The sequence below is a fragment of the Jatrophihabitans cynanchi genome (assembly GCF_027247405.1).
GTDB lineage: Bacteria > Actinomycetota > Actinomycetes > Mycobacteriales > Jatrophihabitantaceae > Jatrophihabitans_B > Jatrophihabitans_B cynanchi.
Window position 1 is genome coordinate 125258 of the sequence record NZ_CP097463.1, and the last position, 13446, is coordinate 138703.

General features: G+C 71.4%; 9 protein-coding genes. 1 reads left to right on the plus strand and 8 read right to left on the minus strand.

Going from position 1 to position 13446, the window contains the following annotated elements; genetic code table 11:
• Window positions 1–5: 5 nt before the first annotated feature.
• From M6B22_RS00610 to M6B22_RS00620, 3 genes are all read right to left on the minus strand, one after another.
• The gene (locus tag M6B22_RS00610; protein WP_269443825.1) at window positions 6–1877 is read right to left on the minus strand and encodes a hydantoinase B/oxoprolinase family protein; all 1872 of its coding nucleotides are present in this window, start codon (window positions 1875–1877) and stop codon (window positions 6–8) included.
• Window positions 1874–3982: a hydantoinase/oxoprolinase family protein gene (locus tag M6B22_RS00615; RefSeq protein WP_269443826.1), complete on the minus strand. Its 2109-nt coding sequence runs from the start codon at window positions 3980–3982 to the stop codon at window positions 1874–1876. The genes M6B22_RS00610 and M6B22_RS00615 overlap by 4 nt, the downstream gene beginning before the upstream one ends.
• A 129-nt stretch (window positions 3983–4111) precedes the next feature.
• Window positions 4112–5473 carry an HNH endonuclease signature motif containing protein gene (locus M6B22_RS00620; RefSeq protein WP_269443827.1) on the minus strand — a complete coding sequence of 454 codons (1362 nt, stop codon included), beginning with the start codon at window positions 5471–5473 and terminating at the stop codon, window positions 4112–4114.
• Between the two features lie 285 nt (window positions 5474–5758).
• On the opposite strand from M6B22_RS00620, the gene ggt reads away from it, so the two are divergent.
• Complete coding sequence (gene ggt, locus M6B22_RS00625) at window positions 5759–7594, plus strand: gamma-glutamyltransferase (RefSeq protein WP_269443828.1); 1836 nt, start codon at window positions 5759–5761, stop codon at window positions 7592–7594.
• On the opposite strand, the gene M6B22_RS00630 is transcribed toward ggt, so the two are convergent.
• Genes M6B22_RS00630 through M6B22_RS00650 form a run of 5 tightly spaced genes read right to left on the minus strand, consistent with a single transcriptional unit; the run spans window position 7585 to window position 13433 of the window.
• On the minus strand, window positions 7585–8220 hold the full coding sequence (locus M6B22_RS00630; protein WP_269443829.1) for an SRPBCC family protein: 636 nt from the start codon (window positions 8218–8220) through the stop codon (window positions 7585–7587). The genes ggt and M6B22_RS00630 overlap by 10 nt on opposite strands.
• Window positions 8217–10604 carry an aerobic carbon-monoxide dehydrogenase large subunit gene (gene cutA, locus M6B22_RS00635; protein WP_269443830.1) on the minus strand — a complete coding sequence of 796 codons (2388 nt, stop codon included), beginning with the start codon at window positions 10602–10604 and terminating at the stop codon, window positions 8217–8219. The genes M6B22_RS00630 and cutA overlap by 4 nt, the downstream gene beginning before the upstream one ends.
• Window positions 10601–11077, minus strand: coding sequence for a (2Fe-2S)-binding protein (locus tag M6B22_RS00640; RefSeq protein WP_269443831.1), 477 nt, complete (start codon window positions 11075–11077; stop codon window positions 10601–10603). The genes cutA and M6B22_RS00640 overlap by 4 nt, the downstream gene beginning before the upstream one ends.
• A complete protein-coding gene (locus tag M6B22_RS00645; protein WP_269443832.1) occupies window positions 11074–11952 on the minus strand; it encodes an FAD binding domain-containing protein in 879 nt (292 codons plus the stop codon). Before M6B22_RS00645 ends, M6B22_RS00640 begins: the two co-directional genes overlap by 4 nt.
• Window positions 11949–13433 (minus strand): uracil-xanthine permease family protein, encoded by a 1485-nt coding sequence (locus M6B22_RS00650; protein ID WP_269443833.1) that lies wholly within the window; start codon window positions 13431–13433, stop codon window positions 11949–11951. The genes M6B22_RS00645 and M6B22_RS00650 overlap by 4 nt, the downstream gene beginning before the upstream one ends.
• Window positions 13434–13446: the final 13 nt, after the last annotated feature.

Consider the following 13446-nt stretch of genomic DNA (forward strand, 5'->3'; position numbering starts at 1 on the left):
GCCGTTCACCCTAGGTGGTCGAACTCGGACGACGCGGCGCCCCCGGACAGTCGCGCGTAGCCGGGGCCACGGTCGAAGAACGGCCGTTCCCCGGGACGCTCGGCGCGCAGCCGGGACCGCAGCGCGCCGGTTGCGTCCGGGTCGGCGGACGGCGCGTCGGCGGGGCCGGTGATCACGACGCCGTAGTCGCGTTCGGCCGCCGCGCGGGACACCTTGCCCCACAGCACGTCCTGCACCACGAGCTGGACGTCGCGCTCGATCGGGTCGCCCCAGCCGCCGCCGCCGGTGGTGCGGATGCGGATCACCGTGCCGGCCGGGACGAACTCGGCGTCGACCAGGGCGTCGACGTCGTGCTCCCCCGGCCCGCCCGGGTCGATGGTGACCTGGAACGGCTGCCCCGCCCTGCCGCCGCGCACGCCCCAGCAGGCCAGGATCGAGCGGTCGGCGATGGACATGAAGTGCGCGTCGCGGCGCATCCGGATGTGCTTCTCGTAACCGAGGCCGCCACGGAACTGCCCGGCACCGCCTGAGTCGACGGCCAGGCCCAATCGTTCGACGATGAAAGGGAATCGTGACTCGGTGAACTCGGTGGGCAGGTTCCGCGAATCGGGCACGACGTGGATGGTGTCCTCGCCGTCGGCGTAGTAGCGCCCGCCCGACCCGCCGCCGAGCACCTCGCGCATCAGGTACGGCTCACCCGCGTCGTCGGTGCCGTAGACGCCGGTGTACCGGATCGTCTCCTGGTCGGCCGGCATCCGCCCGTCCACCGCCTTGGCCACCACCCCGGCGAGCACGCCGAGCAGCCGCAGGATCACGAAGGTGCGCGCGTTGGTGGGTGCCGGGAAGACCGGCGTGAGCAGCGTGCCCGGCGGCGGGAAGCGCATCTCGATGAGGTCCACGACGCCTTCGTTGACGTCGAGCTCGGCCATCCGCTCCGGGCTGTCGGCGAGGTTGCGCAGGATCGGTGCGAGCCACTTCTTCAGGAAGTTCCCGTCGGCGTAGTCGCCGCAGTGGTTGATCGGGCCCCTGGCCTGCGGGGCGGTGCCGGTGAAGTCGACGATCAGCTTGCCGCCGTCCTCGTCGTTCTTGCTCAGCGTGATCCGCTGGGTGTGCAGCCGCGGCTCGTCGACACCGTCGTGCTCGGCGTAGTCCTCCCAGGTCCACGTCCCGGTCGGGATCTTGGCGAGGATCTCGCGGCGGAACGTCTCGGTGGTGTTGGAGATGATCGCGTCGAAGCAGGCCTCCACGGTGTCGCGCCCGTACCGCGCGAACAGCTCACCGAGCCGGCGCGAACCCATCAGGCAGGCGGCGCATTCGGCGTCCAGGTCGGCAGCCAGCGACTCGGGCATCCGCGAGTTGCGCGTCATGATCGTCAGTGCCGCCCGGTTGGGGACGCCCTGGTCCCACAGCCTGATCGGCGGGACCATCAGCCCCTCTTCGTACACGCTCGTCGCGTGGCTGGGCATCGACCCGGGGACCGCGCCGCCGATGTCGTCGTGGTGGCCGAAGGCCTGCACGAAGGCGACCACCTCGTCGTCGTGGAAGACGGGAACCGTGACGCAGAGGTCGGGCAGGTGCCCGATGCCGCCCTCGGACCGGTACACGTCGTTGTGGAAGAACACGTCACCGGGACGCATCGTCGCCAGCGGGAAGTCGCGCGCGATCGGGTGCACCAGCGCGCTGTACGAGCGGCCGGTGAGCTTGCGCAGCAGGCGGTCGTGGATGCCGGCGCGGAAGTCATGCGCGTCGCGGATCATCGGCGAACGCGAGGTGCGGCCGATCGCGGTCTCGACCTCCAGTTCGATGGAGGCCAGGCTGCCGGCGACGATCTCCAGCAACACCGGGTCGACGTTCCTGGTGCTGGTCAGCGTGCTCATCGTGTTGCCTCCACCAGCAGGTTCCCGAAGCTGTCCACCCGGACGGCGAAGCCGGGATGCACCGGCACGGTCGAGCCGTACTCCTCGATGACCGCCGGCCCGGCGATCGTGTCGCCGGGTTGCAGATCGGGCCGCCAGTAGACGTCGGCGTCCATGTAGCCGTCGGCGGCGGCGAAGCACACCGGCCGGTTGCCGGTGCGCGCCCGCCTTGCTGCGCCGTCGCCCGCGGCGCGTTCGCGCAGGTCGGGACGGGTGATCGGGCCGATGCCGGACACGCGCAGGTTCACCCACTCGACGTGCTGGCGCTCGTCGTCACGGAAGTCGTAGCCGTAGAGCGCCCGGTGCGCGTCGTGGAACGCGGACGCGACGCCATCGGCGACCGCGCTGTCGAGTGCCGTGTCTGGCACCGGCACGCGCACCTCGAACGCCTGGCCGAAGTAGCGCAGGTCGGCGGTGCGGGCGAAGCGGTGCGTGTCGTCGCTGAAGCCCTCCTTGCGCAGCGCCGCGGCCGCCTCGTCGCGCAGTTGCGCGAAGACCGTCTCGGTCGCCGCGGGGTCGAGTTCGCTGTGCCGGCGGACGGCGGTGCGCACGTAGTCGTTCTTGACGTCGACGGTGAGCAGCCCGAACGCGGACACGTTGCCCGGGTCGGGTGGGACCAGCACGCCACGCAGGCCCAGGATGTCGACGAGCCGGCACAGCAGCAGCGAGCCCGACCCGCCGAACGTGGTCAGGGTGAAGTCGCGGACGTCCAGGCCGCGCTTGACGGTGATCTGGCGCAGCGCGTTGGCCTGGTTCCACGCGGAGATCTCCAGGATGCCGCTCGCGCATGCCTCGACGTCCAGGCCGAGTCGCGCGCCGAGGCCGGCCAGCCCGGCCCGCGCGGCGTCGACGTCCAGCGGCACCTCACCGCCGAGCAGGTGCGGCGGGATGCGGCCGAGCACGACATGGGCGTCGGTGACCGTGACCTCGGTGCCGCCCTTGCCGTAGCACAGCGGCCCCGGGTCGGCGCCGGCCGAGCGCGGGCCGACCTTGAGCGTGCCCTCGGGTGACACCCAGGCGATCGAGCCGCCACCGGCACCGACGGTGACCACGTCGATCATCGGGATCTTGGACGGGTAGGCGCCGACGGTTCCCTCGGTGGTCAGCGTCGGTTCGCCGTCGAGGACGACCGACACGTCGGTGGACGTGCCGCCGCCGTCGCAGGTGAGTACCTTCGCGAAACCGGCGGCGTTCGCGATCAGGGCGGCGCCGAGGGCACCGGCGGCGGGCCCGCTGAGCACGGTGGTGATCGGCTGGTGCACGACCTCCTCGGCGGACAGCACGCCGCCGTTGGACTTCATCACGTAGAACGGCACTCCCCCACCGGCTACGCCCTCACTGGCGGGGGGACCCCCAGACCGCGTCGCCACACCGGCCAGCCGTTGGCCGATCGAGCGGACGTACCGTGACACGTTGGGCTTGACCGCGGCGTCGACGAGCGTGGTCATCGACCGCTCGTACTCGCGGTACTCGCGCAGCACCTGCGAGGAGATGGACACGATCGCGTCCGGGTGCTCGCGCGCCAGCACGTCACGCATCCGCTCTTCGTGCTCGGGGTTGGCGTAGGAGTGCAGGAAGCAGACGCCCAGGGTGGTGACGCCGCGGTCCCGGAACCACCGGGCGACCTCGATCGCGCGGCTCTCGTCGAACGGGCGCAACTCGGCACCGGTGTGGTCGAGCCGGCCGCCGACGGTCTTGACCAGGTGCGCGGGGACGATGCGCGGCGGCTTGACCCAGAAGTAGGAGTTGCCGTAGCCGTCGGGCACCGACTGGCGGGCGATCTCGAGGATGAACTCGTAGCCCTCGGTGGTGATGAAGCCGAGCTCGCCGAGCTTGCCCTCGAGCAGCTGGTTGGTGGCAACGGTGGTGCCGTGGCTGACCGCGGTGACGTCCGAGCCGTCCGCGGCGAGCAGGCCGAGCACCTTGCTTATCCCCTCGACGAAGCCGTCCGCGGGATTGGCCGGTGTGGACGGTGTCTTCGTCGTGGTCAGGGTGCCGGTGTCCTCGTCGAACGCGACGACGTCGGTGAACGTGCCGCCGGTGTCGATGCCGATGCGGATGCCCATGTCGAAGAGTCAACTGGCAGGACTAGCCCAACTCGTCGGCAACCCTTGCCGAAAGCTCCGGCAGCTCGTCGTCATGGGGCGGCGCACCGTGCCAGCCGAACGCGACGGTGATCTTGCCGTCGGGAGGGATCAGGCGGCGGGTCTGGTGCGCCGCAGGTGCTGGGCGATTCCCCAGACCGCGAGGTCGCGGTCGAGGCGGCTGCCGTCCCAGCGCGTGGTCGCCGCGTCCGCGACGACGTCGTGTTCCTGCTCGACCCACCGTGCGGTGCCGATCAAGCGAGCTGGGTCGAGGTGCTGTGGCCAGTCGCGGCCGTCGGCGAGGCGGAAGCTGAAGGTCTCGTCGCCGTGCGCGACGATCCGGAAGGCGCCGTCGTGCAGGGCGCGATGGTGCGCACCGCAGAGCAGGATGAGGTTGGCCAGGTCTGTGGGTCCGCCGTCTATCCAGTGCCGGACGTGGTGCGCGTGCAGGTGCCTGCGGCGGCGGCAACCGGGTGCGGCGCAGCCGCCGTCGCGCAGCACCAGTGCCCGGAACTGCTTCGTGGAGACGAGCCGGCGGCTGCGCCCCAGGTCGAGCACCTTGGTCCCGTCCCTGACTGCTGTACGAACGCGCCCGGCGCAAAGCATTCGGCGTACCACGGCGTCGGAAAGACCGGGTCCGTGATCGATGCGAGCGACCGGGCGTCGGGCGCGTTCAGCTGAACGCGCCCCACCTGTGTCGTCCGGTGCGTCGGCAGGCAGCCGGTCCACGTCCAGGTGCACCACGACGGCGGCGAGTTCGTCCTGCCGCAACTCCCGGGCCCGGGCGTCGCGCACCGCGGCCAGACCGATCTCGGCCAGCCGGACGAGCGCCTCGGCCTGGGTGAGGCCCGCTCCGGCCGCGACCGCATCGAGCGCCGAGTCCAGCAGCGCCCCCGCCTCGGGATCCAGCCGAGCGGAGATCCGGTACTGGCTCTCGCCGGTCCAGCCGCGCCGCACGTACTGCTCCCGCCGACCGGCCGGTTCGTCGTTCTGGTCCTCGACGGTGCGCAGGCCGCGTACCGTGTCCTCCAACTGCCCGACGGTGCCGTTCCTGGCGAGGTTGATCAGGTCGGTCAGCATCGTGTCGTCCCCGAGGTCGGCGACCCGGCTGATCGCACGGACCTGCGAGTAGGACAGCCGGCCCGCGCGCATTTCCGATGCCAGTGCCGGATGCGCCGCCAGTGACCGGGCGACCCGCACGTGCTCGACAGCCGTTCGGTGCGCCGTGCCGCACGCGTACTGCAGCCACGCCGCCGTCGAGGCCATGCCGAAGCGGCAGAATCCGTCGCGCGCGTCGAACTCGGCCACCAGCAGCAGGAACCGGCACGTCGCCGCCGCAAGCCGGCCGGAGAGCGCGACGATGCGCGACCCGAGCTCGTCCGTGGAGAGCGAGGCGTCCGCGATGGACTCGCTCACCGGGCTGAGCAGCGGCGCCGGATCGTCTACGGGACCAGGAGAATCTGTCATCGCCATGTCAGCTAGCCTGCTGCCGCCTTACGACAGTTTCGGCAGCTCACCCGTATTCGGGGATCCGCGTAGCGCGTTCACGTGAACGCGCCGGCGTGAGCGCCCGGCGCAGGTCGCTGCCGCCATACCTGAGGGCGGCGCAGCATGCTGCTGCTGCCCGTCCTGATCCCGACCGTGCTCGTCCCCGCCGCGAACGCCCTGGTGACCACACGCTTCGCAGACCGTTGACACCCGTCCCACCACCGGAGTACGCCTGAATCACCCAATTCATGACGCTTACGGAGCCATGCCATGAATCGTCCGGTGTTCGCGGTAGCCGCCTGCCTGCTCGCCGCCCCCCTCGCTCTCGCCCCCGCGGCGGATGCGCACCCTCAGCACCGCGGCCCGCATTACGTCAAGGAACCGGTCGCCACCGGATCCGGCGGCGCGGTCGCCTCGGCGGAGTTCCACGCCAGCGAGGCAGGCATCGACGTTCTCCGGAACGGCGGCAACGCGATCGACGCGGCAGTCGCGGTCGCGAGCACGATGGGCGTCACCGAGCCGTTCGTGGCCGGGCCGGGCGGCGGCGGCTTCATGGTCATCTACCTGGCGCGCACGCACCAGGTCGTCACCATCGACGGCCGCGAGCAGTGCCCGGCCGGCTGCACACCGCAGCTGTTCCTCGATCCGTCGACCGGCCGGCCGCTCGCGTTCGAGGAGGCGCGCCACTCCGGCCTGTCGGTGGGCGTGCCCGGCCAACCGGCGACCTGGGCCACCGCGGTGAACAGGTACGGCACACGCAGCCTCGCGCACGACCTGGAGCCGGCGATCGACCTGGCGCGGCACGGCTTCACCGTCCAGCCCGACTTCGTGCAGCAGGAGCAGGTGTCGCTTCCCGACCTGCAGGCGTTCACCACCAGCCGCAAGCTGTTCCTGACGCGCGACGGCCAGCCGCTGCCGGTGGGTTCGTGGTTCCGCAACCCGGACCTGGCGGCCACCTACAGCGCACTGGCCCGGCACGGCGTGGGCTACCTCTACGGCGGCCGGCTCGGCAGCGAGGTCGCGCACACCGTGCAGCACCCGCCGGTGTGGAGCGGGACATCGTTCACGGTCCGTCCCGGCATCATGACCGCTCGCGACCTCGCGAACTTCACCACCCGGATCCAGCCGCCGACGCACGTGTCCTACCGCGGCCTGGACGTGTACGGCATGCCGACGTCGTCCAGTGGCGGCCTCACCACCGGCGAGGCGCTGAACATCCTCGCCGGCTACGACCTCAGCAGCGAGCCGCGCGCCCAGGCGCTGTTCCACTACCTTGAGGCGAGCCGGATCGCGTTCGCCGACCGCAACGCGTACATCGGCGACGACCGGTACGTGCCGGTGCCCGAGCAGGGCCTGCTCGACCCGGCTTTCGCGGCGGCACGGCGCTGCCTGATCGGTGACACCGCGCTGACCTCCCCGGTCGCGCCCGGCGTCCCCTACCCGCCGTACCAGGGGTGTCCCGCGGCGAGGGCGCAGGCGAACCCGGTGCACGAGGGCACGTCGACCAACCACATCGTCACCGCCGACCGCTGGGGCAACGTGGTCAGCTACACCAACACCATCGAGCAGATCGCGGGCAGCGGCATGACCGTGCCGCACCGCGGGTTCCTGCTGAACAACGAGATGACCGACTTCGACTTCGCTGCTGCGACGCCGACGACGTACGACCCGAACCTGCCGGCGCCGGGCAAGCGACCGCGCTCGAGCATGAACCCGACGATCGTGCTGAAGGACGGCGCGCCCGCCTTCACGCTCGGCTCCCCCGGCGGCTCGACGATCATCACCACCGTGCTGCAGATCCTGCTCAACCACGTCGACTTCGGCATGTCCCTTCCGGACGCGATCGCGGCGCCGCGGGTCAGCCAGCGCAACACAGCGACGAGTCTGGCCGAGCCGGCCTTCTACACCAGCGCGCTCGCGCATCAGTTGACGTCGCAGTACGGCGAGCAGTTCACCGAGGACACCGGGCCGGTGCTCCCCTTCGACGCGGAGATCGGCAACGCGACCGGAATCGACTTCCTCGGCCACGGGCGGTTCCAGGCGGCAGCCGAACCGGTGCGCCGCGGCGGCGGCAGCGCGCTGGTGGTGTACCCGGATCAGGGCTGACGGCGGCGCCCGGCCAGCACCCCGACGAGCACGCCGGCGAGCGCGATGGCCGCGCCGACCAGCGCGCCGCGGGCGAACTCGCCAGGGCGTCCGGACACTGCCGGGGCAGTGGGCGCGACGAACACGCCGGGCTCGGCCGGCGCCGTCCCGCCGATCACCGCCGGCCGCACGGCAACGGCGGGCGCGGTGCCGGTGAGCACGTCGTCGACGGCGCGGAAGAACTCGCCGGCCGTCTTCTTGGCGACCGCGACCAGCATCCGCTGGCCGACCCCGGCCACGACTCCGCCGACAACGGCGTCCGCGTCGTAGCGGAGCCGGGTACTGCCGTCGCCGGCGTCGGCGAGAGCGACCCGCACCTCGGTGCTCACCGTGCCCGGGCCGCCCGCGCCGGACGCGGTCATCAGGAACGAGCTCGGCGCCACCTGGTCGGACAGCTGCACCTGGCCGCTGTACGTTCCCTTGATCGAGGCCACTCCGGCGGTGACGGTCATCCGGTACGCGTCCGGGCCGGTCGACTCCAGCCGCTCGCAACCGGGAATCGTCCGCACCAGCACGGCGGGATCGTTCAGTGCCGCCCACACGTCCTGGACGGGTGCATGCAAGGTGGCCTCGCCACTGACTTTCACGATCGGTTCCCTTCGGAGTGCTTGCGGCGCAGCTCGAACAGCTCGCTCGGCGAGATGGGCATGGCGGTGATCGGGAAGCCCTCGGCGTCCTCGATGGCGGCGGCGATCGCGGCCGCGCCGGGGATGACGCCTGCCTCGCCGGCGCCCTTGATTCCCAACGGGTTGAGCGGCGAGGGCGTCTCGAGGTGATCGATCTCGATGCCGCGCGGGACCTCGGTCACGTACGGCATCAGGAAGTCCATGAACGAGGCGTTCTGCAGCTGCCCAGCTTCGTCGTACGCCATCCGCTCGTACAGCGCCCCGCCGACGCCCTGCGCGACCCCACCGTGGATCTGTCCCTCGACGATGCGCGGGTTGATCAGCGGGCCGCAGTCGTGCACCACGCAGTAGCGCAGGATCGTGATCTCGGCGGTGTCCGGGTCGGTCTCGACGATCACCGCGTGCATGCCGTTCGCGAACGTCGAGCGCATCGGCGAGAAGTAGTCGCGGCCCTCGACGCCCGGCTCGTCGTCCTCGCCCACCGGCGGCTTGCTGGTGTCGCCCACGGCGAACTGGGTCGCCGCCTGTGCCGAGTCGTCGAACGCGTAGCGCAGCGGGTTGGACAGCACCGCCACCGTTCCGAGGGAGATCTCCGCACCGGGCGAGCCGACCACGCGGACCACGCCGTCGACGATCTCCAGGTCGTCCGGATCGGCTTCGAGCGCGTCTGCGGCGACGCGCAGCGCTTTGGCGCGTGCGGCACGCGCGGCCAACGCGATCGCCGAGCCGCTCATCACCGCCGCCCGCGAGGCGAACGTCCCTACCGCGTAACCGAATCGCCGCGTGTCACCGGTAACCACCTCGACGTCCGACATCGGCACGCCGAGCTCGTCGGCGACGATCTGCGCGAAGACGGTCTGGTGCCCCTGCCCCTGCGTCGTCAGCCCGGTCGACACCTTCACCTTGCCGCTGGTCTCGACGACGACGTGCGCGCCCTCGTACGGGCCGACCCCGGTTCCCTCGACGTAGCAGGCGAGCCCGATGCCGACGCGCCGTCCCTCCGCCGCGGCCTGTGCCCGGTAGGCGGCGAACTCGTCCCAGCCGACGAGGTCCTTCAGCTTCGCCAGCGACGCCGGGAAGTCACCGGAGTCGTAGATCAGCGGGCGGCCGTCCTGGAAGATCAGCCCGTGGTCGTAGGGCATCTCGTCCGGTCTGATGAAGTTGCGCTCGCGCACCGCGGTGCGGTCCAGGCCCAGTTCGCGCGCGATCGCGTCCATCACCCGTTCCATCACGAACACACCCTGTGGCCGGCCGGCGCCGCGGTACGGCGTGACGATCAGCGTGTTCGTGTAGAGCGAGTCGAACTCGACGCGGTACGCGCGCGGTTTGTACGGCCCGAGCAGCTGGGTCGAGGTGATGATCGGGACGATGAGCCCGTACGGGATGTACGCGCCGTGGTCGTGCCAGAACCGCACGTCGAGCGCGAGCAGGTGGCCCTCGTCGTCGAAACCGGCCCGGACGTGGTGCTCCTGGGCGCGTTCGTGCGCGGCGGAGATGAAGTGCTCGCGGCGGTCCTCGACGAACTTGACGGGGCGGCCGAGCTGTCGCGCCGCCCAGGGCACCAGCACCTCCTCCGGCCAGGGGTGCACGATCTTGACGCCGAAGCCGCCGCCGACGTCCGGGGTGATCACGTCGACGTCCATCAGGGCGAGCCCGAGCTTGGCGGCCACCGCGGCGCGGACCCCGGTCGAGGTCTGGGTCGAGCTCCACATCCGCAGCCGGTGCGACTCGGTGTCCCAACGCGCGAGCACCCCGCGGCCCTCGAGCGGCGTGGACGCCGAGCGTTCCACGTGCAGGTCGAGCTCGAGCACGTGCGGCGCGCGGGCGAGCACGCCGTCGACGTCGCCGACCTGCTGCACCAGGTTGGCGGCCACGTTGCCCGGGACGTCGGCGTGCACCAGGTGCTCGGCCGCGCGGGCGGCCGGGATGCCGACCACCGGCGGCAGCGGGGTGTAGCTCACCGTGATCTTGCCGGCGGCGTCCTCGGCCAGGTACCGGTTACGGGCGACGACCATGACGACCGGCTCGCCGACGTGCCGCACGACGTCGCGCGCCAGCGCGTACTGGGTGCGGCCCTGGGTGAGCGCCGGGTGCGGGATCAGCAGCGGCAACGGCTCGGCCAGCCGGTCGGGCAGATCCTCGTACGTGTAGATCGCGACCAGCCCGTCCACCTCGAGGGCGTCGTCGACGTCGATGCCGTCGACGCGGGCGTGCGCGTGCGGGCTGCGCACGAAGGCGCACTCGAGCGCGTCGTTGCCGAGGTCGTCGAGGTAGCCGCCGTGCCCGCGCAGCAGCCGCTCGTCCTCGACCCGCGCGACCGGTTCGCCGAACAGTCGCGTCGTCATGCCGACAGCTCCGCCGCGCGCAGCACGGCCTTGACGATGTTCTGGTAGCCGGTGCAGCGGCACAGGTTCCCGGCGATCATCTCGCGCGCCTCGTCCTCGCTCGGGTCGGGGTTCTCGCGCAACCCGGCCGTGATCGTGGTGAGGAACCCCGGCGTGCAGAACCCGCACTGCAGACCGTGGCAGTCGCGGAACGCCTGCTGCACCGGCGAGAGCGTGTCACCGGCGGCCAGCCCCTCCACCGTGGTGATCCGCGCGCCGTCGACGCTCACCGCCAGCAACAGGCACGAGCGCATCGGCGCGCCGTCGACGAGCACCGTGCACGCGCCGCACACGCCGTGCTCGCAGCCGACGTGCGTCCCGGTGAGCTCGAGGTCGTGACGCAGGCAGTCCGACAGCAGCCGGCGGGCGGGAACCTGAAGGTCGTGGACCGCGCCGTTCACGTCCAGCCGGATCTGGTGAAGTTGCTCGTTCATGCGCGGCTCCGTTCCTGTGCCTGCCGGTAGGCGCCCTCCAGCGCGCGGGCGGTGAGCACGCCGGCGAGGTGCAGACGGTAGTCGGCGGTGGCGTGGATGTCGGCCTCCGGCTCGAGCTGCCCGCGCGCGGCGTCGGCGGCAGCCGCGAAGTCCGGCGCGGCCCCGGAACCCGGCACGGCGGCCTCGGTCAGGTCGAGCACCAGCGGCGTCGCCGAGACCGACAGGTACGCGGCACGTGCCGCCGAAACGGCCCCGGTGGCGTCCAGTTGGACGAGAGCGGCGACGCCACACACCGCGTAGTCGCCGTGCCGCCGCGCGACCTCGACGAACTCGGTGCCGGCACCCGCAGGCAGCACCGGGAAGCTCGCCTCGACCGCCAGTTCGCCCGCCTGCACCGCCGACTCCAGCGGCCCGAGGAAGAAGTCGCCGGCTGCCACGTCGCGCGCGCCGCCAGCCGAGGCGACCCGCACCGTGCCGTCCAGCAGCGCGAGCACGGCGGTCATCTCGCCCGCGGGGTCGGCGTGCGCCAGGCTGCCCACGGTCGTGCCGCGGTTGCGGATCGTCGCGTGGGCGACCAGCCGCAGTGCGGTACGCAGCAACGGCTGCGCCCGGTAGGCGTCCTCGTCCGCGAGAACGTGCGCGTGCCGGGCCAGTGCGCCGACCCGCACCGCCTGCGCGTCGACCCGGACGTAGTCCAGTTCGTGCAGCCGGTTGATGTCGACGAGGTGATGCGGGGCGGCCAGTCGCATGGACAGGATCGGCAGCAGCGACTGGCCGCCCGCGAGCACCTTGCCGTCGGCACCCAGGTCGGCGAGCGTCGTCAGGGCTTCGGCGACGGACTCCGGCCTGGAGTAGCCGAACGGTGGCGGTTTCACTCCGGCCCGGAACCCTCCGTCGCGAACGGGGACAGTTCGCCCTCGGGTGTCTCCACGTTGCCCGTCGAGAGCATGGCACCACCCTCGTAGCCGCGCCCGGCGCCTTGCGGTTCGATGCGCAGGTGCTGCGGTGCCAGCCACCGGACGAAGTGGTAGAAGACGATCGCGAAGATCGTGCCGAGTGCGATGCCGCTGATCGAGAAGTCGTTGGTGAACTTCAGCGACACGCCGCCGATTCCGGCGATCAGCGCGGCGGCGAGCGGCACCAGGTTCACCGGGTTGGCGAAGTCGACGTGGTTCTCGATCCAGATCTTCGCACCGAGCAGGCCGATCATCCCGTACAGCACCACGGTGATGCCGCCGAGCACGCCGCCCGGCGTCGCGCTCACGATCGCCCCGAACTTCGGACAGAAGCCGAGCAGGATCGCGACGACGGCAGCCACCCAGTACGCGGCCGTCGAGTAGACCCGGGTGGCCGCCATGACGCCGATGTTCTCGGCGTAGGTGGTCGTCGGGGCGCCACCGACCGCGCTGGCGATCGCGGTGCCCACACCGTCGCCGATGAACGCCCGGCCGAGGTACGGGTCGAGGTTCTCGCCGGTCATCTCGCTGACCGCCTTGACGTGCCCGGCGTTCTCGGCGATCAGCGCGATCACGCTGGGCAGGATCAGCAGGATGAACGTCATCGAGAAGCTCGGGCCGTGCCAGCCGACGATCTGCTCCTTGCCGTCTGCCGCGAACACCGACTTGTGCGGGAAGCCGAGCCAGTCGGCGTTCTTCACCCCGGTCCAGTCGATCCGGTGGTGCGGCTTGGGGCCGCTGCCGTCCGGTAGCACCGAGTTGATCTTGCCGAAGATGTGGTCGAACGCCCAGGACAGGCCGTAGCCGAACAGCAGGCCGAGGAAGATCGCGATCCGGGACCAGAAGCCCCGGAACAGCACGGCCGCCGCGATCACGAACGCCATCGTGAGCAGGCCGATCCACTCATCCTGCGGCCAGTACACGCCCGCGACCACCGGCGCCAGGTTGAAGCCGATCAGCATGACCACCGCGCCGGTGACGGCGGGCGGCAGCACCTTCTGCACGATCCCGCCGCCGGCGAAGTGCACCACGATGCCGACCAGGACGAGCACCACGCCGGCCACCAGGATCGCTCCGGTGACCTCCTTGGAGTTGCCGCCCTGCGCACGCACGGCCGCCACACCGGCGACGAACGAGGCCGAGGTGCCGAGGTAGGACGGCACCTTCCCGTTCACGATGAACAGGAAGATGATCGTCGCGACACCGGACATCATGATCGCGAGGTTCGGGTTCAGCCCCATGATCACCGGGAAGACGAACGTGGCCCCGAACATGGCCACCACGTGCTGCGCGCCGAGCCCGACGGTGCGACCCCACGAGAGCCGCTCGCCGGGGCGTACCACCTCGCCGGGCGGAGGCGTCTTGCCCCCGTACACCAGCTTCCAGCCAAAAGCAGACATTCGCGTCGCCCCT

Bases quoted from the DNA above. Each gene is read 5' to 3' on its own strand.
- M6B22_RS00610 (WP_269443825.1), bottom strand. From the start codon at position 1,877: ATGAGCACGCTGACCAGCACCAGGAACGTCGACCCGGTGTTGCTGGAG.
- M6B22_RS00615 (WP_269443826.1), bottom strand. From the start codon at position 3,982: ATGGGCATCCGCATCGGCATCGACACCGGCGGCACGTTCACCGACGTC.
- M6B22_RS00620 (WP_269443827.1), bottom strand. From the start codon at position 5,473: ATGGCGATGACAGATTCTCCTGGTCCCGTAGACGATCCGGCGCCGCTG.
- ggt (WP_269443828.1), top strand. From the start codon at position 5,759: ATGAATCGTCCGGTGTTCGCGGTAGCCGCCTGCCTGCTCGCCGCCCCC.
- cutA (WP_269443830.1), bottom strand. From the start codon at position 10,604: ATGACGACGCGACTGTTCGGCGAACCGGTCGCGCGGGTCGAGGACGAG.
- M6B22_RS00640 (WP_269443831.1), bottom strand. From the start codon at position 11,077: ATGAACGAGCAACTTCACCAGATCCGGCTGGACGTGAACGGCGCGGTC.
- M6B22_RS00650 (WP_269443833.1), bottom strand. From the start codon at position 13,433: ATGTCTGCTTTTGGCTGGAAGCTGGTGTACGGGGGCAAGACGCCTCCG.